The following is a 21,977-nucleotide window of genomic DNA, read 5'->3' as shown; positions in this document are numbered from 1 at the left end:
GGGGAAAGGGGGAGGGGGCCTTGTTTTTCACGATGTCATGGTGTTGTACCGCTCACAGTCCGAAGTGAGGGGGATTGTGAACGGTTACCCTGGTGTATTTGACTCGGTACGGAGCGAGCCCCCGTGGTATCAATAGGCTGCTCAAATGCCTCCATGAAGGCAGGGCCCTTTGCCTTCAATCTTGCTTGGATCGCTGAACACGGACTTGTTGTCACGGTTGGCAATCATATTCGCTTTCACCTTCGATATCGCCATCGGGATTGCGCAGTCGAACCTTTCCACATCGAAGTTCTTCCGTCTGGTCCACACCCAGTTCCCAACCGCCGCCGAGTGCTTGATAGACTTTCACCATTCCCAAAGCGATATTTCCCTGGGCACTGGTTTCTTCAATCTGTTGCTGCATCAGATTTTGCTCGACCAGCACGACACGGTTGAAATCAACCGCCCCGTCTTCGAACTGTGCAAGGGAAATCTCGACGGATCGTTTCGACGCTGCAACGGCCCGATCAAGATCTTTGGCGCGCTGCCATGATTTGATGTGTAAAATCAGTCCGTCTTCAACTTCTTCCTGTGCGAGTAAAACAGTTTGCTGGTAATTGGCGATCAACTCTTTGAACTTCGCTTCATTCTGCAGAATACCGTTCTTCAATCGACCGTAATTCAAAATCGCCCATTGAAACTCAGGTGAGATCGTCGACATGAATGATGGGGATGCCAGAAAGTTATTCAATCCTTTCGACGAATAACCAATCGAACCTGCGACACCGAGGTGTGGATACAGTTCGGATTCGGCGATCCCGATCAGTGCGCACTGCGATGCACACAAACGCTCTGCCCGACGGATATCGGGTCGTCGTTCCAGCAATTCGGCGGGGATTCCTACGCACAGTTGCGGCGGAGCCACCGGAATTTCACCTTCCCCAATTTGTTTCAGCATGTCTTCGGGAGGAGTGCCGTTCAAGGTGCATAGTCGCAAAACGCTTTCGCGCAGCACGATTTCGAGTTCTGGAATCGTCGATGACGTCCGCGAGAGATTTGCCATCGCCTGATCGACATCGAGTTCGCTGGTCGCCCCTTCCTCGTAGCGTGCTTTGGCCAACTCGTAGGTCTTTCGCTGAAGTTCGAAATTTTCCTTGGTGAGTTTCAGGGCTCGCTGGTAGGTTCGAATATGGACATAGGTTGCGGCCGTTTCTCCAATTAATGTCACGAGCACGTCGTCAAAGTCGTCGACCGATGCGTCGAGATCTGCATCTGCAGCTTCGACCCCGCGACGAAATCGGCCCCAGAAATCCAGCTCCCAGGCCATATTGAAGCCTGCGTCATACTGATTATAAAAGCGGTGTTGGATATTTCCCGTATTGGCTCGATTCTTACTATAGGCATTGTGTTGATAGTCGCCATACATGCCCTGCTGCTGTGGAAACAAATTCCCCGCGCGAATATTGCGTGTCGCACGTGCTTGCAGAATTCGAAAACCAGCCTGTCGCAAAGAGAGATTCTGACAGTAGACCGATTGGATCAAATCATTGAGGACGGGATCATTGAAAACGGTCCACCATGCCGCCGCCTCCGCTCGGTCGGTGGCAACGCGTTGATCGTCACCGTCAATCCAGTCAACCGCAACGGGTGAAGAGGGCTCGCAGTATTCGGGCCCGACCTTCAGCCCCTGCCGAAAATAACGCTTTACGCCCGTCGTGCACCCCTGAGGAACAAATGCCAAAAGGATTGACGCGACGAGGAACCGTCGTAATGGAGACACGAAGCTCGAATGGGTGGATACGTCAGCCACAATGGCTGGACTCCTTTCCAACGAATGCAACTGATTGTGGGTGGTAAGTCAGGAACAGGCAGGCGCGAATGCGGTGAAAGGAGTCGAATGCCCTTTCGATGGTTTGTCTACTTCGAAAGATCGGTCGAAGAGTGACTCAAATTGATCGCGCAAATTCAGTACGTAAAATCACATACAACCGGTTGAATTCGGCATAACGCGAAGAGATCGACGAACCCGCAAACCTCAACGAATGCGTCGGCGGAAGCCGCCGCACATCGCCGCATTGGAACGGGAGTCATCGAATTGTCGAGAAGAGACTTGTCGATTGAGGCAAGTACGACAACGCGCATTGGCCGAATTTTGGAAGATCGCCATCGCATGTCGTCGTTCGGCAAATTCAGCCTGCTTCACTTTGCGACGTCGTCAGTGATGACTTATCAAAGCCAAATCCCCCTGTGAGACACTCATTCACTTCCGACGGGTGCGTGCGCATCGCCGACAGGTCCTCTGGAGCTTCGTTGGGGCGAATGATCCAGCGACGAAAGTGGGGGCAGCCACCTTGTCATTCACGATGTCATGGTGTTTTTTAGCCACGGCGGATCCCGTTCCTGTGACTTCAGCGGCTGCTACGGCAACCATGACCAGACTTCGACGAGCACCAGTCGCCCCAGGTCCCGTGTCAACGCTCCCCAAAATGAATCTTCTGCAACAACGATCCGCGCTTCGCCGGTCATGCCTGGCATCAGTGATTCGCGTGCGGCGTTCTCGTCGAGTTTGACCATCACTTGAATGTATCGCCAATGGCTGTCTGGATAGCGTTGTTGCATCAACGTCGACTCGCGATCGGTACGAAATCCTTCTGTCGCCAATTTTCCTTCGTCGACGGCCGTCGCCACGATTCGTTCGACTCGGCCCGTAATGAGCCCACCATAATTGCCCCACAACCGTATCTTGACGGGCATCCCTTTCTTCACGTGATACGCCGCGGCCTCGTCCGCCATCACTTGAACCAAGAGTTGCTCTCGATCCTGAACGACGGCAATCAGATCTCCCGGAACCACGGTGTGTCCCGCAATGGCCTCAATCGCTGGCTTGCAGATTGTTCCGCGAATCGGACTTTTGATTTCTTTCAGCGCATTCTTTTTTGTCTGCAATTGCAGCTCCGCCTCAGCCTTCGCCAGTTTCGCCTTCGCTTCATCGATTTCTTCCTGGCGATAGCCTGCCTGCAATTTTGAAACGTTCTCTTTCACTGCCGCCATTTCGGATTTGAGTGAGTCACGACTGCTGATGCTCTTTTCATAGGCACTTTGCGCGACAGCCGACTTTCCCAGCAAGTTTGAGTTTCGATCGACTTGCTGTTCCGCATATGACAATTGGCTTGTCACGCTCTCCAGCTTGGACACGGCTGCCGCAATATCTTCGGGACGATACCCAGACTGCATTTGCTTGAGAAACGCCGTGGCGTATTCGACGTCTGCTCTGGCTTTTGCGAAATCCGCATCAACGTCACGTCCCACGAGTCGCGCGACAACCGAGCCGGCATCGACGAGATCACCGTCCCCGACGTAGACCATTGCGATCTCATCGGTCAATTGCGACCTTAGCCCTGCTTCGGACCTGGGAACAATGTGGCAGTGCCCGCAAATCTCGAAATTGTAGGGCAAACATCCCGCCGCAACGCCACCAAGGGCAACTGCGATTCGTACAGGATAGTTCAACCACTGTGTGCCGCCAAAACGTAGATTCATGGCAAAATCTCGCAAAGTCGTGGATGATTGATTGTTGATGGAACGTTGGAGCGGATACGACTGGACGCGACAGGTCGTCGCAGTTGCCAATGGCAGGAGTTGCGTCCGCTGAACAACGTGACGCGGCAGGTGACTTCGATGTCCCGCGCAGGAAGGTCTGTATAGTGTGAATAGAAGGTTGATGCACAGTCAACTGGAATCTATCAGTTTTTTATTTATAAACTCCTGTTACTACAGCACCTCATTGTTTTGATTCTCTTTGCGACATTGCTTTTCATTGAGCAACCGATCCCCGTCGAAGAACGGAGGAAGCAACCGTTCACGGACCGAAGAGAGGGGGACACGAAGAGAATTCGGACAGGCACATATTCTAAGTAGAATTGGAAACCACAGTTCATTGACGAGGGTAAACCTTTCCTTTAACGCGAGAACATGTGCCAGCCCCCGTTCTTGTGAACGGTGTCCCAGACCAGATGTGTCAATCCCCGTGCTGGATGTCAATTTCCACGTGGCGATGTCTACAATCGGAAACGCACATGTTTCGCATTTGCAACATCGGAAGCGCCGGCTACGCCTAGGCATGTGCAGAACACATTTGTCTGTGCTAGGTCTCTTCCTTTGCAAAATGCATTGCTGCATTGCACTTCCGGCATCTCGTCTGCGGAAGACCTTGCGCAAATGGACGTGCGGAGTGCGATTTGGCACGCCAACTGCATTTTCGCATTGCCACAGAGACCTCGCATCGCGACATGCGATCAAACACGGGTCACTGCCCTTCTCCAATCTGCCTTCTTCGCTGCTAACGCGACCATCCCCACGCTCCGCCAGTCGATTCGAACTCTCTCCAGTTCTTCGTTTCGCATTCCACAGCTGAAAACTCGGCCTGGCTGTCCTGGTCCGGCTTCATGAGACCCACACCGACTTCCACGCAACCACGCTCGTCATATTCGTTTTACCATCGCTTTTATCGATCGGATTGCTCTCGTAGGAAACTGGAGGGGCCAAATGCGAACGCAACTCCGCGCCGGCCTCACGAATGAATTCTCTTGTCGACGGCTAGAGACGTCGTACCGACACATGTCGCTCTCGCCAGCATTTATAAATGGTTCGGCATACGTACTCATTGTTCTTTTTGATTCACATATTGTTTATCGAGTCCTCGCGACAATTCAAAACTAAGCACTTGACTCAACAAGTGCGATCTCGTTGATGTTTCCATCATCGCTTCGTTTTACAAATCGTATTTAAGCAAGCTATTTGTCTGTTGCCGACACAATACCGTTGTGTTGAGGGCACTCGTTCGCCTGATTTCGAGTTAAACATCGCTGTAGCAAGGTTGCATACCCATTTAACACGCTGACATGCAATCAGATCGCGTTTGAACGAATCCTCGCCTCGCAACGGCAACGATGAATCGTATTTCGAAAGCCCTTCCAACCGCAGCGCTCGGCGGTTTTCACCATAAGACCATTTCATCCAGTCGCAACATCCGAGTCCTTGAATCAATCCGACAACCACGTTTGCCCAGCCAGATGTCCACTCACGAGTCAAAGTAAGTGACAGGCGTCCTGGTCGCACGACGTCATGGTGTTGCCGTATCGGTGCGGTTCCAGTCCTCGTGAGTGCAACAGGTGGTTGGCACACAGGCAGAAATCAACTCGTCAGTGGTTTGATTGGAACGCACTGCCGTTGCGCTGTGACGTACCGACACAACGAACCCCGCCGTCAGAACACCAGCACTCACTCTGTCAGCCCCACAAGGAAAGGCTTTGCCGATGCGAGCAGCGTCCCCGAATGCACGCCGAACATCCACTGAGTTTGAGTTTCTTGTCGCGTCCCTTCCGGGACAGGTTGCCGCGAGCTTGCCACTCGTTGCCGCGCGAGCGGGCGCCACTGGACTTCTAAATCTTTCTGCGGGGGTCGATTGGTCGCAAGTTCCCGTCGCAGTGGATCAACTACTTTCTGCGGGCCTCACCAATCGAATTGGAGTTATTCTTCAGTGTCCCTTGAGACAGCCGGAGGAATCCGTTCTCTCGCAACTGGAGACCAGCGAGGTCAACCAGAACAAGGCGACCTCTGAGTCGCAGCCGGCCCGTTATTGCGACGTGATTCTTCTTGCGCCAAATGAACCAGACACGGATTGCTCTGCCAATGTCGTCCGCTGTCGCCGTGTGTCCTCGCGGGTTGGAATTGTTGTCCGCAATCTCGGCGAGGCTCTAGCTGCACAGAACGCTGGTGCCGATTTGCTGGTCGCGAAAGGCTTTGAAGCGGGTGGATTCGTCGGGGAAGAGACGACGTTCGTTTTGCTGCAGCGTCTGCTTGCCGCTACGGATCTTCCAGTCATTGCCTGGGGCGGGGTTGGCTGGAATACGGTTTCCGCCTGTCGCGTGGCTGGATGCGAAGGTGTGATGCTCGATTGGCAGTTGGCGCTGATGCGTGAGTCATCCCTGCCTTCAAAGCTGCGTCGTCGTCTGGCAACGGTCGATGGTAGCGAGTCGACTGCGTTGACGCTGACATCAGGATACTACTTTCGTTTCTACTGGCAGCCAGGACAGCCCGCCAAGCCGCATCTTGAGGCAGCCATTGAAACGGCTCGCGCTGCCGACCGATCGGTCTTCGTGGCCTGTAAGGACGCACTGTTGCAAGAGCCCGACCCGGCGAATGGCGCGACGACGACGGAGCAGGTTGGGACAAGTGCGGTCGAGCCCGTCTGGCTGGCGGGCCAGGACATCGGATTCGCACCGCTTTGGGCCGCGAAATCGCCAAGCGTTGGACGCGCGCTCAGGCTGCTGCGATCCACCATGGACGAGCAAGTCTCTGCAGCGAGCCTTTCGAACGCCCTGGCGGCGGGATCACCTTTGGCCGCATCGCATGGCACACAGTTTCCGATAGTGCAAGGCCCAATGACCCGCGTCAGCGATGTGCCGACATTTTGCGATGCCGTGGCGACCGAAGGCGCACTACCGTTCCTGGCACTGGCTCTGATGGGCGAAACGCAAGTCCGGGAACTGCTTGAATCCACTCGCGACCGGCTGGGTACTCGCCCGTGGGGAGTGGGCATGCTGGGTTTCGTCCCGCAGGAGATCCGCGCCCAGCAATGGCCGGTGATCGAAGCCATTCGGCCACCATTCGCACTGATTGCGGGTGGACGTCCAGATCAGGCCGCGTCCCTTGAACGATGTGGAATTGCGACGTACTTGCATGTCCCGTCCCCCGGAATGCTGCATTCGTTTTTGCAAGACGGAGCGCGGCGGTTCGTCTTCGAAGGACGCGAGTGCGGCGGTCACGTCGGTCCCCGTACCAGCTTTGTGCTCTGGGAACTGATGATCCAGGTTCTGGCCTGTGCCAAACTGAGTTCTGAAGAATGCGCGAAAGTTCACGTGCTATTTGCTGGCGGAATTCACGACGGCCTCGGTGCGGCCATGGTCGCCGCCGCAGCTCAACCGTTGGCCGACCGTGGAATGAAAATTGGCGTATTGATGGGAACCGCTTATCTCTTCACCTCTGAAGCGGTCACCAGCGGTGCCATCATGCCTGCCTTTCAAAGCATCTGCCAACAAACGGCCAAATCCGTCGTCGTCGAGAGTGGCCCCGGACACGCAATCCGCTGTGCCGATACTCCATTCGTCCAACTGTTCGAAGTTGAAAAACAGCGATTGAAGGCTGAAAAATGGCCTCACGAAGAAATTCGCGAGCGACTGGAACACCTGAATCTGGGACGACTGCGAATTGCTGCAAAAGGCGTCGCACGCAGCAGCGAGCCGAACAGCTCACTGAATCAATTGGACGAAGCCGCACAGATCGAACAAGGCATGTACATGCTGGGCCAGGTCGCGGCCCTACGAAACGAAGTGTGCTCGATCCGAGATCTGCATCATGAGGTCAGTGATGGGGCGACCAGTCTCTTGTCGACATTCACGTCACAGCGGCAGATCCCACGCATGACGGCCAAAGAGCCACGCCCGCTCGACATTGCCATCATTGGCACCGCCTGTTTGGTCCCGGGAGCGGACGATCCCTCCATCCTTTGGCACAACGTCCTCTCGAAACTCGACCCCATCAGAGAAATTCCTTCCGATCGTTTCGACCATCAGAAATGGTTCGATCCCGATCGGAAGGCCCGTGACAAGATTTACAGCAAATGGGGCGGTTTCGTCGCAGACCTCGCGTTCGATCCCTTGAAGTACGGAATCCCACCGGCATCGCTAAAAAGCATCGAACCGATGCAGCTGTTGGCGCTGGAACTGGTCGCACGCGTCTTACGGGACGCTGGTTATGACGAATCAAACCCCTTGCGCGATCGAACCAGTGTGATATTGGGTGTTGGCGGTGGATCGGGAGAATTGGGTGCATCGTATTCCTTCCGCGCGATGGCACCCCGGTTTCTCACAAACCCCGATGAATCGCTCATGCAGCAACTGCCTGAGTGGACTGAGGACAGCTTCGCGGGAATCTTGTTGAACGTCGTCGCGGGACGAGTGGCCAATCGCTTCGACTTGGGAGGGATGAACTTCACCGTCGATGCGGCGTGTGCCTCATCACTCGCCGCGGTCTATGCGGCCTGCAATGAACTGGTGTCCGGGAACAGTGACATGATCGTCGTCGGTGGCTGCGACACGATTCAGAACTCGATGGGTTATCTCTGTTTCGCCACCGCCGGAGCACTCTCACCTCGAGGGCGTGCACGTGTCTTCGATGCGCAAGCCGATGGAATCGTCATCAGCGAAGGGCATGGCGCCATCATTCTCAAGCGTCGCGAAGACGCGGAACGGGACGGCGACAAGATCTATGCACTGATTCGTGGTATGGGTGCCGGCTCGGACGGCCGCAGTAAAGGAATGACTGCTCCCCGCCTGGAGGGCCAGATTCGCACATTGCAGCGAGCCTACGAGTCATCGGGTGTCGACCCCAAAAGTGTCGAGTTGTTCGAAGCACACGGGACCGGCACCGCGGTTGGTGACCAGACCGAATGCCAGGCACTTCAAACATTCTTGCAGTCGGCGGGTGCCGCGCCGCGTTCTGCTGCGGTCGGCAGCATTAAAAGCACGATCGGCCATACAAAATGCGCAGCGGGTGTCATCGGGCTGATCAAGATGGCCTTCGCACTGCAGCATCGTGTCTTGCCGCCGACGATGCATGTCGAACAACCCAATCCCAAAGCCGGGTTTGGTGAAGGCCCCCTTTACGTCAACAGCGAGACGCGAGCCTGGATCAAAGCGACCGGACCACGCAGGGCCGGAATTTCCTCGTTCGGATTCGGCGGAACCAACTTTCATGCCATCCTTGAAGAATACAGCCCTGAAGCACCGGTACAGGGCCGAAGCACTCGCCAGCAACTGCCAAGCGAATTGTTCGCATTCGGAACCGATTCGGAATCGACTTTACAATCGGTCATCGGGGCTTACGCAGATCAACTTGAAACCGCTCTCGCTGCCGGTCATCAACCGGCGCTGCATCGCCTGGCCTATGCCTTGCACTTGCGATACGGCAGCCTGAATAGTCGTTGGCGTGCCGCCTTCGTCGCGGCGGATACAGCAGAGTTGTTGAGCAAGCTCCGCGCATGGCAGGCGGCCTTTTCAGACGGGAAATCCCCGACTCATAAACTCCCGACGGGCATCTTCTATACTCGCGAACCGATGGGACAGGCGGGAGTCGCATTTGTATTTCCCGGGCAAGGCTCGCAAACGCCCGACATGCTACGCGATGTGGCGGTCGATTTCCGTGAAGTCTCTGCGACGTTCGAAGAAGCGGAACGGGTGTTGGCTCCGTTGTTTGGCGAATCGCTTGTCAATCGTGTGTTTCCGCCACCACCATTCTCCGACGTCGAAAAGACGCTCGCGGTCGAACGACTCAAAGCCACCCAGTTCGCTCAGCCCGCTCTTGGAGTCTGCGGGGTGGCGATGTTGAGATTGCTACGAGCGTTCGGTGTCCGGCCCACTGTGGCACTCGGTCATAGTTTTGGCGAACTGATCGCCCTGTGTGCCGCCGGCAGCCTGTCCGCCGGGCAACTGCACCGCCTCGCGGCAGCCCGTGGTCTGGCGATGTCGCAAGGCGCCACCTCGGATGTCGACACACCTCGATCTCGGGATGCGGGCCAAATGCTCGCGGTTGCTGCCGACGCCGCGACGGTTCAGAAACTGTTAGGGACGATTCCGGATGTCTGGCTGGCCAATCGTAATAGTCCGCGACAGACCGTCGTTAGTGGCACGCGAATCGGAATCTCGGCGGCCACGAACGCGCTGACCGACGTCGGAATCACAGTACGTTTACTTCCCGTCTCGGCGGCATTCCATAGCCCATTGATGGATGAAGCTCGACATCGATTCCGGACGGAACTCGAGAATGTCGCGTTTCAGGCACCCAAGTTCCCGGTTTACAGCAATATTACGGCCGAACAATATCCCCATGATCCCGTACAAATTCGCGAACTGCTTGCAGATCAGTTGCGACACGATGTGCGCTGGGTCGACGAAGTTGAATCGGCATACCGTGACGGCGCGAGGATCTTTGTCGAAGTCGGGCCCAGGTCCGTTCTCACAAACCTCGTCGGCGAAATTCTTGGTGATCGGCCCCATCTGGCGGTGGACACACAGCGCTCAGGAATTCATGGCGTCACAGCGCTCTGCCAAGCGTTGGGACAATTGTTCGCACACGGAGTCCCCGTCAATCTTGAGCGATTCTACGAAGATCGGAACATTGAACCTCTGAATCTGAAGCAACTGCCCGCCTCGGTGACGCCCGTTTACGCATCACACGTCTGGTTGGTCAATAGCGCCTACAGCCGGCCCGCCTCAGAACCACCGCGCGTTCCTCGACCGCAGTCTCAGTTAATCGAGTCCTTCGACGACTCAACGCCGATCACGGCAACATCCACTCGAAACCGCGTTCCGCAATCTGTCTCGAACATCATCCCATTGCCAGTGGGGGGAGATGGTGCGAGCGTTGCGGGGCCACTCGTTACTTCAACGAGCTCTGACGCAGGCCCCAATGACACTGACATCATACGCCTTCACCAAAACTCTCCAAGTCACATCACCGTTCATAACGGAGCGCAATCGATCGTGAATGCATCCGAACTTTCCCACGAAGCCGTGTCGAATTCGCCACCTCCTGCACCTAGTTCGACACCGGCATCAAGCAACTCGACGATCAGCGATGCCAGCGCTCCGACGCCCACGATGGAATATGTCGTGGCGTCAACCGATACCGCGTCGAATGAAGCAGATTCAACGAATCACCTGTTTGATCCCGATGCCTACGCTCTGTTTCAGAAAACGATGCGTCAATTCTTGACGACCCAAGAATCGGTCATGCGGACGTTACTAGGTGGCACGCCACAAACGGTCATCCCGCCACAACCGCCTTTCGATAGACCAACATTCGACACGACATCGCCTCAGTTGCCCGTCAATTCGAGTCCCTACGAGGTGAGCGAGAAGGGATCACTGACTCCAGTGTCCGTTCCCACTGGCATGAAAGGCTCCACACTCGTCTCGACCCCTGCGGCGTCCATGACAATCTCACCATCGGTCGAATTGAACTCCGCAAGTCCTACCGCGGCCCCAATCGCACCGACCGAAACGAAGCCGAAATTCTCGCTGGAGCGACTGACAAATTCGCTGTTGCAAGTGGTCACGGATCGGACAGGTTATCCGACTGAGCTACTCGATCTGGACGCCAATCTCGAGGCCGATCTAGGTATCGATTCGATCAAACGCGTCGAGATCATTGGCAGTTTCCGCCGAGACTCGCTTGTGGACGTGGTCGAACCACCGGCCAACTTCATGGAACGCCTGACGGCCTCGAAAAGCCTGCGGGCCATCCTTAACTGCGTGGTGGATCTGGTCGCCTCACCTGCATCAGAAGAAGCGGCTCAGACGTCTTCCGAGGCAGCGGCTGCCTCGACAGCGAAATCAGGATCGGCGAGCGGCAACGTCCTCTCGGCCGACACTCTCTTCGCAACTCTCGTACAAATCGTCGCGGACCGCACCGGCTATCCGGTGGAAATGCTCCCACCCGATGCGAACCTGGAAGCCGACCTGGGAATCGATTCCATCAAACGCGTTGAGATCATCGGTGCCTTCCGTCGCGAGGCATTGCCGCAGACAGCAGGGGGTGCCAGCGACTTCATGGAACAACTGACGGCATCGCGTTCGATGAACGACATTGTCCAATGTGTCCTGCGAGTGTTGTCGTCGTCGAATTCGAATGTTGCATCGGCTCCGCTACTCCCCGTGGGCGGTGCGGATGTTCAAACGGATTCGGCGGCGGCACTCGCGCTGGATGCGGACGATCTGCTCTTGGCGCTGGTTCAACTGGTCGCCGATCGGACCGGCTACCCCGTGGAGATGCTGGACGCCGCTGCCAAGCTTGAGGCTGATCTGGGAATCGATTCGATCAAGCGAGTCGAGATCATTTCCGCATTTCGCCGGTCGGCCCTGCAACATCTTCCCGACCCCGGAGACGGATTTGTCGAAAAACTGACAACGGCACGTTCGATGGCAGAGATCGTGCAATGTGCGTGCGACGCGTACAAGACATCTTCAACACCGAATACGGCGAATGCCGCCAAACCAGACAATGCATCAGCGTCAACCGTGCAAGTTCCTGCGTCTGCGGGAAAGAACGATGTCAACGAGCCGAAGACCTGTCCACGTTGCGTGGCCGTCTGCGTCGAAGTCCCGTTCCCTTCCGAGTTGGTCCCATGCGGTCCCGGTGCGATCCTGATCACAAATGACAATCGGGGATTCGCCGATGCCCTCGCGACGGGCCTTCAGCCAGGTCCTCACCCCGTGGTCAGGTTAACTGCTGACGACCTTCTCAATCGCGACCAACTTCAAAACACTATTGCTACGGCGCGAGCGCAGTACGGCCGAATTGCCGGGATCTTCCATCTCGTCGCAGCGGGCGATGCCCCCACCTTTCCGTCGATCTCGCCGGATGACTGGCAGTCCATTTCTGGCATTGAAGTCAAAGGTCTGCTGCACTTGCTGCAATCAATTCTTCCGGAACTCGGTGAGCACGACGGCCCCTCGATCCGTGTCCTGGCGGCGACCTATGGAGGTGGAGACTTTGGAACAAATGAGGATCATGAGAGCAGTCGTCCCTGGCGAGGTGGTATTGCAGGATTACTGAAAGTCGCCGCGGAAGAGTGGCCACGACACGCCTTTCGCGCCGTCGATCTCGACAACAGCGTTGATCCATCACTGCTGCTGCAAGAATTTTCCGCCGCAGGGCCTGTTGAGATCGGTCACCGCAATGGCAAACGCATGACCGTCATCGCCGAGCCAAGAGATTCCGCGTCCGCAGACGTTGGCCAACCTGCGATCACCAGTAACAGCATCGTGCTGGTCACTGGTGGGGCGCAGGGCATCACCGCCGAAATTGTCAAAGAAATGGCCCGCGACACTCCGGCGACGTTCATCCTGCTTGGCCGATCCGCAATCCCTGATTCCGTCGAATCGGCATCCACATCATCGATTACGGGTGATCCCTCGCTCCGTGCCAAGATCGTCGCCGACTTCAAGTCGCAAGGGCGTGCCCTGGCGGTCAGTGCAATCGAAAGTGAACTCAGTCGGATCAAGAGCGGTCGTGCCATTCGACAGACGCTCGCAGATCTCACCAGATGCGGAGCGAAAGCCGAGTATCACTCGTGCGACGTTCGCAGTGCGACAAGCCTCGGTCAGATCATTGCAGATGTGCAACAACGGCACGGCAAGATCGACGCGGTCATCCATGGCGCCGGAGTCATTGAGGACCGGCTGATCAAGGACAAGGCGACGGAATCGTTTGATCGGGTTATGGCCACGAAAGTGGATTCACTGATTCAAATCTTGAATGTCCTGCCGCCAGACCAGTTACGACTTGTGGTTCTGTTCGCGTCTGTCTCGGGATTCTTCGGGAATAGCGGGCAATGTGACTACGCTGCCGCGAATGAAATCCTGAACCGTTGCGGGCGGCGGCTGCAACTTCGAACCAACGCAAAAGTCATCTCGCTGAACTGGGGCCCCTGGGCCGATGTGGGAATGGTCACGCCTGAGGTCGCTGACAAGATGCGAGGTAACGGCGTCGCTTTGATCGATCCGGCGGCGGGACGATCTGCCGCATGGCGTGAGATTCAGTCGACTCCACGCGATGGCGCTCGCATCATTCTTGGTCCCGGGCCATGGGTCGCCAGTTCTCAATGGAATCACGCCACTGGCGCGGCGCCAAAGGACAGACCATCACTGACTCACGAACGCGCCCCAGAACTCTTGAAGGTCAAGACACCTCTGTTGGCCGGGCAGCACGTGGAACGCCACGCCGATGGCCACATCACGGCGCGAGTCGTGTTGAAAGCTGACGAGCAGAAGTTCCTGAGCGATCACGTGATTGACGGTCATCCTGTCGTTCCATTGGCAGTGGTTCTCTCGCTCGCCGCCGAAACAGCAATGGCGGGGCAACCACAGTGGCATGTTTCGAGTGTCGATGATCTGCACATGCTGGCGGGAATCATTCTGAAACAGAATCGGCAGGACATTGTCGTCAACGCAGAACGAATTGCGTTCGAGCAGGACACGGCGGACTGGAAGATCCTCATCACACTTGATGAAAGCCCTCGCACGTTCTATCGAGCACAGGTTCGAATGAAGCGAGCGGCTCGCGAGTCGCCCGTGGCGCCGGAGCTGGCATCACTACTGACCCCGACTCAGGTGACCATCTCCGAAGTCTACGAGAACATGCTGTTCCATGGCCCGACTTTCCAAATCATTGATGAGCTGATTGGTGGCGATGAGCAAGGGTTTGACGCCATCGTTCGACCATGCGGTCCTTCTGATGCCGTTGGGCATGTCACGAAAGAACCCTGGCTTATCGATGGAATCGTCATCGATGCGGGCGCCCAACTCGCGCTGGTCTGGTCGCAGCTCGTACACAAATCGCTGATGCTGCCCGTTCGAGTGGGACGCTATCACGCGTACGAATCGATCGGAACGGAACCGGTGACCCTGCGTCTACGTATGCGAGGCACAAGCGATCCTCATTCGTATCAAGCCGATCTGTGGATCGTGCGAAACGGACGATTGCTTGGACATGTGTCCGGTCTCGAGGGCGTCGGCAGTTCGAAGGTCGGTGGCATGATTGCTGGGGGTGTACGATGAACTCACTAGTAAGCTCAAGTCTCAATAGCCCCGAAGACATTGCCATCGTGGGGATGTCGTGTATGTTTCCCGGAGCCGACAGCCCAGGGCGGTTTTGGCAGAACGTGATTCACAAAGTCGATTGTGTGACGGATGCCCCTCCTGAATGGAATCCCGATTTCTTCTACGATCCAAGTCGTAAAGGGTTCGATCGGACGTACACGACGAAGGGTGGGTTCCTGGGCGATCTTTGCCGTTTCAATCCGATCAAGTACGGTGTGCCGCCGACGAACATTGAAGGGGCCGAGCCAGACCAGTTCATCGCGTTGCGCTGTGCCTACGAAGCGCTCGAAGATGCCGGAGTCCCCGAACTGGCACTGAATCGTCACAAGACTGGTGTGATCTTCGGACGCGGGATCTTCCTCAACCGCGGTTGGGCAACGGTTTATCAACGATCCATCTCTGTCGAACAAGTCATCCAGGTTTTGCGTCATCTTGAGCCGCAGCGGGATGAGCAGGATTTTGACTATATTCGTGGGGAACTGAGACGAGGTTTGCCTCCCTCGACTTCGGACACTTTTCCGGGTCTGGTGCACAGTGCCCTGGCCGGTCGGATTGCAAACCGCTTCGACCTTATGGGGCCTGCCTACAATGTTGACGCGGCCTGCTCGTCGACGTTGATTGCGGTTGAACATGGGATTCGCGAGCTACGCGCCGGAAGGTGTGACGCGGTGCTTGCCGGTGGCAGCCAAGTTTCGACACCCGGCCCCGTCCATGTCATGTTCTGCCAACTGCAGGCACTCAGCCAAACGGGCAAGATTGCACCGTTTTCTGCTGAGGCAAACGGCACGCTGCTTGGACAAGGCTGCGGACTGGTCGTCCTCAAACGCCGAAGCGACGCCGAGCGCGATGGCAATCGCATCTACGCAGTGATCAAGTCGATTGGAATCTCGTCGGACGGAAAAGGGGTCGGCTTGCTGGCTCCTCGTACCGAAGGACAGCAACTCGCGATCGCTCGTACGTACGGGGAAGCCAACGTTTCGACACAGACCGTCGGTTTGATCGAAGCACACGGCACGGGTATTCCCCTTGGCGACGCCACCGAGATTGAATCGCTGCGAGCAGGATTTGGTGCACCAGCCGATGGTCGTCCAGATATCGCGCTTGGAAGTGTCAAATCGATGTTGGGGCATCTCTTGCCGGCCTCTGGTGTTCCCGCACTCATCAAGACGGCACTTGCTCTGTACCATCGCGTGATTCCACCGATGCTGCACGCAGAAACTGCACAGGCGAGCCTGAAGCTTTCCGAATCGCGATTCTACCTGGCAAACGAAGCACGACCCTGGTTGCACCATCGCACCGATACCCCACGCCGGGCGGGTATCAATGCATTTGGTTTTGGCGGCATCAATGCCCACGCACTCTTGGAGGAAGTTTCGCACGACGAATTGCAAGCTCCGACACTCGAACGTGACTGGCCTTGTGAACTCGTCGTCGTGAGCGCCGCGTCTCGAGAGGCTCTCATCAAGCGACTTGTCGAACTGGCAACGTGGTTGCGAGCCGCATCCGGGGCGAGCCTGCTGGATATCGCGTATAGCTGCGCAATGCATGACCTTGATCGTGTCCGTGTTTCACTTGTGGCGAAGGATGTTCCTGACCTCATCCAGAAGTTGGATCACGCAGCCAAACTTTTGGCGCAACAGGAACGTTCACGAATCAATGACCGAGGCGGCGTCTTCTGGCAGGCAGAACCGCACGCCACGCAGGGACGTGTTGGTTTCATGTTCCCGGGCGAAGGTTGCCAGTATGTGAACATGCTGGGCGACCTGTGCCGCCAGTATCCGGAAGTGCGTCAAGAGTTTGAACTGACGGCGCGTGCACTCGGTGAGCGAGGTCGCCCATTCTCCCACTTGATCTATTGCCAACCGAACAATGCCGGCCAGGCAGAGTCAGAACTCTTCAAAATGGACACGGCTGTCGCGGCCGTCACCGCCGCGGCGCGTGGGCTATTGCGGCTGATGGATCGATTCGAGGTGCGAGCCGATGCGATGGTCGGTCACAGCAGCGGTGAATACGCCTCGTTGCTGGCGTCCGGTGCATGCGGTACCACCACTGCGGAAGGACTAACTCGAATCGTGGCCGAGGGAGTTGACTCGGCCTGCGAGCTTGAGAAATCAAAAATCGTTCCTGAGGCAACATTATTTTCGGCAGGTGGAGTGCCGGAAGACGAATTGAACCGCGCAGTCCAGGCGAGCGACGGACAGGTCGAAGTCGCGATGGACAACTGCCCAAATCAAAAAATTCTCGTCGGTTCCGAACGCGCCGTGGCAACGGTCCTCAATCGCCTTCAAGGTAAAGGGGGATTGTGCCAACGACTTCCGTGGAACCGGCCGTATCACACGGCTGCCTTTCGTCCCGCCGCCGACATCGTGGCGCGCTACATCGACATTCTCGATCTGAAGACTCCGAAGGTTGAGCTGTGGTCTTGTGCCTCCGCCGCGCGTTTTCCGAATGACCCGGCGGGAATTCGAGAACTGGCCGTTCGGCAGTGGTACAGCCCGGTTCGGTTCCGCGAAACGATTCAAGCGATGTATGACGCCAACGTCCGAGTTTTTGTCGACGTTGGGCCACGCGGAAACCTTGCGGCGTTCATTCCCGACATCTTGGGGGACAAGCCGCATACCGTTGTCTCGTTGGGCGCGACGAATAAGCCCGATTTGCTTCAGCTTTGTCACGCGATTGGACAATTGGTTGCCGCAGGCGTCTCGGTCAAACTCGATGAACTTTACCGTCGACGGTCGCCGCAACTATTTGATTTGACTGCGCAGCCACCTGTTGCACCACGTCCCGAACCTGTGCTTCGAACCGATCTACCGGACTTCCAACTGACGGACGAAGTGACCGATCGGTGGCAATCAATCGATCGCAATGTGCAACCGCACACCGAAGCTGGTGCATCACCCGTGTCGGAAACGCGACCGGCCCTCTCTGTTCCAGCCTCGAATCCATCCCGCTCGAACGTGAGTCACGCGGAAGGCCGGCCGGTGATCGATCGGCAAGTCCCACTCCATTCGAAGACGGCTGCGACGACCAACCTGGAGGCGGTGTCTGCCGCTTCAAACGGAAAGCCGCTTGCGGTACGAGCAGTCGAGCCCGCCCGGCAGGCCTTACCTGTTATTGCGACGTCGCGGAATCACGTGCACGACACTCGGACGAGAGCCATTTCTGACTTCCAGGCAACGATGTTGCAGTTTTTGAAGACACAGGAAGTCGTCACGGCTGCGTACGCGCAGCATCGAGTTGCCGGGAGGTTACAGGTCTTGAGTCAGCGGACCGTAGATGCGCCGCGTCCACGCATCGCCGAAGTCTTGAATCCGCAGACGACAGTTTCTCAAGCATCGTTGGCCCCCATCACACGGATTGAACCACGAGAAACGTCCCGCAAGAACGTCGCACAAGTGGAGTCACCCCGCGCCATCGCCCAGGCGCCAGCGGTTTCCCCTCCAGTTGCCGTTCCCACTCGCAACGCTCCTCATTCGAACCAGGGCCCGTCTCGCGCCTGGCCGTTCATTGAAACGGTTCTCGAGTTCAAATCAGGTGAACGACTTGTGGCCGAAGCGGAACTCAGCATTGCCAAGCATCCCTTCCTGGGGGACCACACATTCTTCGGTCGAAAGGTCTCGAAGAACCACCCCGAGTTGCGGGCGCTGCCCATCATGCCAATGGCCATGACATTTGAATTGATGGCGGAAGGGGCATTGACGCTGTTCCCAGACGCAACGGTTTCGGCGGTCACCGATATTCAGGCGATGAAATGGCTGACCTGCGCGAAACAGTCTCGTCGCGTGAGAATCGAAGCGACAACGATCGAAGAAGGACTTGTGCGCGCCACAATCTTCGTGGCGGATGTTGACGGTAACGAGGAAGTCGCCTCGGGCCATGTCGAACTGCAGCCTCGTCCACGCACACTGGGTGCACCTCGCTTCCCAGACCTCCAGCAGGCACCTGCACCTTGGGCGTCGAACGATGTCTATGATCACCTTATCTATCACGGGCCTTCGTTCCAAGGGATCGTCCACTTCGAAGACTTCGGACCGAATGGACTTCGCACGCAGGTTCGTCAACCAAACGTTCAGCTTCTGCGAGACTGGCCAAACAGCGCCCTCGCGTTACCCGTCGGACTGATTGATACGTCATCACAGATCGCGGGATTGGTGAACGCCAATTACCGACGGATTGGTCGGTACACGACGCTGGCCTTTCCGAACACGATTGAGCGTCTTGAGATCTCTGATGCCGCCTGGTTGGACGAACCAATGATCGCGAATGCCATGGTCGACCAGTCGACGGACAAGCTGATCTCGAACACCGAGGTTCGTCTGGCCAGCGGACAAGCGGTCATGCGATATCTGGGACGTGCCGAAGAGAAAGTTGACTTTCCACTGGAACTCTACCTTTATGCGTTGACCGAGTGGCCGATGCGATTGGCGACATCCCGAAACGAATTGTTTGCGGGCGTGCCTGGTATCGATCGCTGTCAGATCACGGAAGTCACAGGTGCCGGCGACACAATGCTCGTTCGATCACACTGGGCGCAGGTCCTCGCCGGTTTGGTCCTGAGTCCCGCTGAGCGACGCGCCGTTGAGCAACTTCATTTGGCTCCGGTTCAACTGGCGACCTGGCTTCTTAAACGCGTAGCCGTCAAAGAGGCGGTGGGACAGCTTGTCGACTCCAAACGACGACTCGCCGATATTGACGTGTCCGAAGATCCCACAGGCCCATGGCGGGTGAGCGACTCTGAGGGCCCCAAGTTGCAGATTCAGGTTGCAAACGAACTGTTTTTCGTCGTGTCCGTTGCGGCCCCCACGACGGAATTCCACGGTATTGGCCTCGCCGTCGAATCGCTTCGTCCAAGTGACGAAACGTGGATCGAGCAGAAGTTTACTCCCGACGAACAAGTGAAACTCTCCGCAATCGCGGTCCGCGATGGGGTGTCGCACGACCTGTTCTGGAGGGCTGCCCACGCCGCGAAGTTGGCATTCCTTCAGGCATGCCCTTCGTTGCAATCAAAGGGGAGGGACCACGTTCACTTCCACGGCTACTCGTCTGAAGTGGGAGCGTTCACCCTCAGCATGCCCGCCGTCGCCTCGTCCGCGGCAGTGTCCAAAAGCAAAACCGATGGTGATTCGAATCCACCCGTTACCGCGGTTGCCGTGGCGAGCGATAGCCGCGTCACGATCTCTGATGTCCATTACCGAGTGCACAACGGTCGCGTGCTCGCACTCTGCTTGCGCCCGTAGTCCTGTTTGATGTCCGATTCCTTACCGAACTGAAATTGAGAAAGACTATCCATGCCATCGATCGCTGAATGTGAACAAGACACCATCGCCACCTTGAAGGACCTGACTGAGGGTTGGGACTCCGCCGCCACAAGCAACATCCAAACGAGCACCTCGATCATCAACGATCTGGGATTTGAGTCATTGGACGTTGTCTATCTGGTCTCGGCCATTGAACAGCGCTATGGGCGACGTGATTTGCCCTTCGAACGCCTGTTGATGACGGAAGGCCGCTATGTCGACGACCTCAATGTTCATCAGATCGCACAATTCCTTCATCAGCATCTCTGAAAGAATCGCGGTCTTCCAACGCTCCGCGCTAGCGGCCCTTCTAATACGCAACATGATTCACTCCCCCTACCCGACAACGAGAGGTTGACTTCATGCGAACGGTACTTTTCGGTCTGGACGGTGCCACGTACACCGTGCTGGACTCACTGATGAAACAAGGCGTGATGCCGAATTTGAGTGCCTTCTGTCAACGTGGCGCTCGCGCAAACCTGACGTCGACTCCGCTGCCCATCACGCCGCAGGCGTGGACATCTCTCGCGACCGGGCGCAGCATGGGGCATCATGGCATCCACGACTTCGTGAGAATGGAGCAGACGGACCAGGGGGTGTTCTTGCGGTTCAACAATGCCCGCGACAACCACTGCCCAACGATCTTCAAACGCTTGTCAGATCAGGGAAAGCGTGTCACTGCGCTTAACTATTACGGAATGGCTCCGGCCGAACCGGTCAATGGGCACATCATGCCCGGATTCGTTCCGGGGCGCTATTTGAAACGGTCTAGCTATCCAGCGGATCTCTTCAACCGGTTGCAGAAGGTTCCACATTTTGACGTCTCGATTCTGGGCCTTGACCTGGACGTCGAGAAAGAAGGTCTCGCCGAGATGCCCGCCGAGCGCTGGGCCGAATGGATTCACCATCATATCGAACGAGAACGCGCCTGGTTCTCGACTCTTGAGTACTTGATGGAGCATGAGCCCAGTGACTTGACAGCGATCGTGTTTGACGGCGTCGATAAGATTCAGCACCTGGCATACCGATTCCTTGACCCGGCACATGCTCCAAAGAACCCCACGTCCTGGGAGGCCGAAGTTACGCAGTTGTGTCATGACTATTTCCGCCAGGCAGACGACTTTCTCGGTCGTACGTGTGAAATTGTCGGTGAAACCGGCCGAGTCTTCATCGCCTCAGATCATGGTTTCACGGCCACAACGGAAGTTGTCTACATCAACAAGTTTCTCAATGACATGGGCTACATGCATTGGAAAGGGCAGTCTGCAGAAGATCAAAAGGAATCGATCGTTGTCGAACGCCTGACACAATTTGTCGGAACGTATGACTGGGAGCGGACTCAGGCTGTCGCGTTGACAGCCAGTTGTAACGGCATCTACATCGTGAACGTTCCGGCTCAGCAATACGAGCAGTTCCGTGAGAGGCTTATCAATCAGCTTCATGCCCTTCGCGGTCCTGATGGCGGCAAGGTCATTACGGAAATCAAAAAGCGCGAAGAATGGTTCGCAGGACCATTCATGCACCGCGCGCCAGATCTGACGCTGACCTTGCGTGATTTTGGATTTATCTCGTCATTGAATGCCGCACAACAGGTCGTGACCCGCAAGTTGCCCGCGGGCACACATCATCCCGTGGGTGTTCTCCTTGGCGCAGGCCCAGGAATCAAGTCGGGCTGCGATGTGGGGACATTCAACATTCTCGATGTGGCCCCACTGCTGATGCACAGCGTTGGTGCAGGCATTCCAAGTGAGTTTGAAGGAGTCTTCCCCGACGCGTTCTACGAGCCGGCCGCCCTGGCGCAGGATCCCGTACGTGTTTGCTCTCAGGAGGGAGATACCGCACCGGGTTCATTTGCGGAAAGTGACACGGTCATCAGTCCGCAAAAAACCAGTGCTGATCCAGGAATGGATGCCGAAGAAGAGATGATGCTGACAAATCGGTTGCGAAGCCTGGGATACATCGACTGAGTCGCCACATCCAG

General features: G+C 56.6%; 6 protein-coding genes. 4 read left to right on the top strand and 2 right to left on the bottom strand.

Going from position 1 to position 21,977, the window contains the following annotated elements; all coding sequences use genetic code 11:
• Positions 1-211 precede the first annotated feature (211 nt).
• On the bottom strand, positions 212-1,789 hold the full coding sequence (locus OSO_RS41650; RefSeq protein ID WP_010581744.1) for an efflux transporter outer membrane subunit: 1,578 nt from the start codon (positions 1,787-1,789) through the stop codon (positions 212-214).
• 608 nt (positions 1,790-2,397) lie between these two features.
• Positions 2,398-3,519, bottom strand: a complete 1,122-nt coding sequence (locus OSO_RS0101070; RefSeq protein WP_029246526.1) for an HlyD family secretion protein — start codon at positions 3,517-3,519, stop codon at positions 2,398-2,400.
• A gap of 1,775 nt (positions 3,520-5,294) precedes the next feature.
• Here OSO_RS0101070 and OSO_RS47290 point away from each other — a divergent pair.
• The 4 genes from OSO_RS47290 to OSO_RS41635 all read left to right on the top strand — a co-directional run bounded on the left by OSO_RS47290 (position 5,295) and on the right by OSO_RS41635 (position 21,963).
• Positions 5,295-14,657, top strand: a complete 9,363-nt coding sequence (locus OSO_RS47290; protein ID WP_010581741.1) for a type I polyketide synthase — start codon at positions 5,295-5,297, stop codon at positions 14,655-14,657.
• Positions 14,654-19,936: a type I polyketide synthase gene (locus OSO_RS47285; protein ID WP_083842748.1), complete on the top strand. Its 5,283-nt coding sequence runs from the start codon at positions 14,654-14,656 to the stop codon at positions 19,934-19,936. Before OSO_RS47290 ends, OSO_RS47285 begins: the two co-directional genes overlap by 4 nt.
• Positions 19,937-19,987: 51 nt before the next feature.
• Positions 19,988-20,266 (top strand): acyl carrier protein, encoded by a 279-nt coding sequence (locus OSO_RS0101050; protein WP_010581739.1) that lies wholly within the window; start codon positions 19,988-19,990, stop codon positions 20,264-20,266.
• 92 nt (positions 20,267-20,358) lie between these two features.
• On the top strand, positions 20,359-21,963 hold the full coding sequence (locus OSO_RS41635) for an alkaline phosphatase family protein (protein WP_010581738.1): 1,605 nt from the start codon (positions 20,359-20,361) through the stop codon (positions 21,961-21,963).
• Positions 21,964-21,977 lie beyond the last annotated feature (14 nt).

This window comes from Schlesneria paludicola DSM 18645 (genome assembly GCF_000255655.1).
Lineage (GTDB): Bacteria > Planctomycetota > Planctomycetia > Planctomycetales > Planctomycetaceae > Schlesneria > Schlesneria paludicola.
This window is presented reverse-complemented; position numbering and strand designations above follow the sequence as displayed.

Coding starts and splice junctions, on each gene's coding strand:
- OSO_RS0101050 (WP_010581739.1), top strand. CDS start 19,988: ATGCCATCGATCGCTGAATGTGAACAAGACACCATCGCCACCTTGAAG.
- OSO_RS41635 (WP_010581738.1), top strand. CDS start 20,359: ATGCGAACGGTACTTTTCGGTCTGGACGGTGCCACGTACACCGTGCTG.
- OSO_RS47285 (WP_083842748.1), top strand. CDS start 14,654: ATGAACTCACTAGTAAGCTCAAGTCTCAATAGCCCCGAAGACATTGCC.
- OSO_RS0101070 (WP_029246526.1), bottom strand. CDS start 3,519: ATGAATCTACGTTTTGGCGGCACACAGTGGTTGAACTATCCTGTACGA.
- OSO_RS47290 (WP_010581741.1), top strand. CDS start 5,295: ATGCGAGCAGCGTCCCCGAATGCACGCCGAACATCCACTGAGTTTGAG.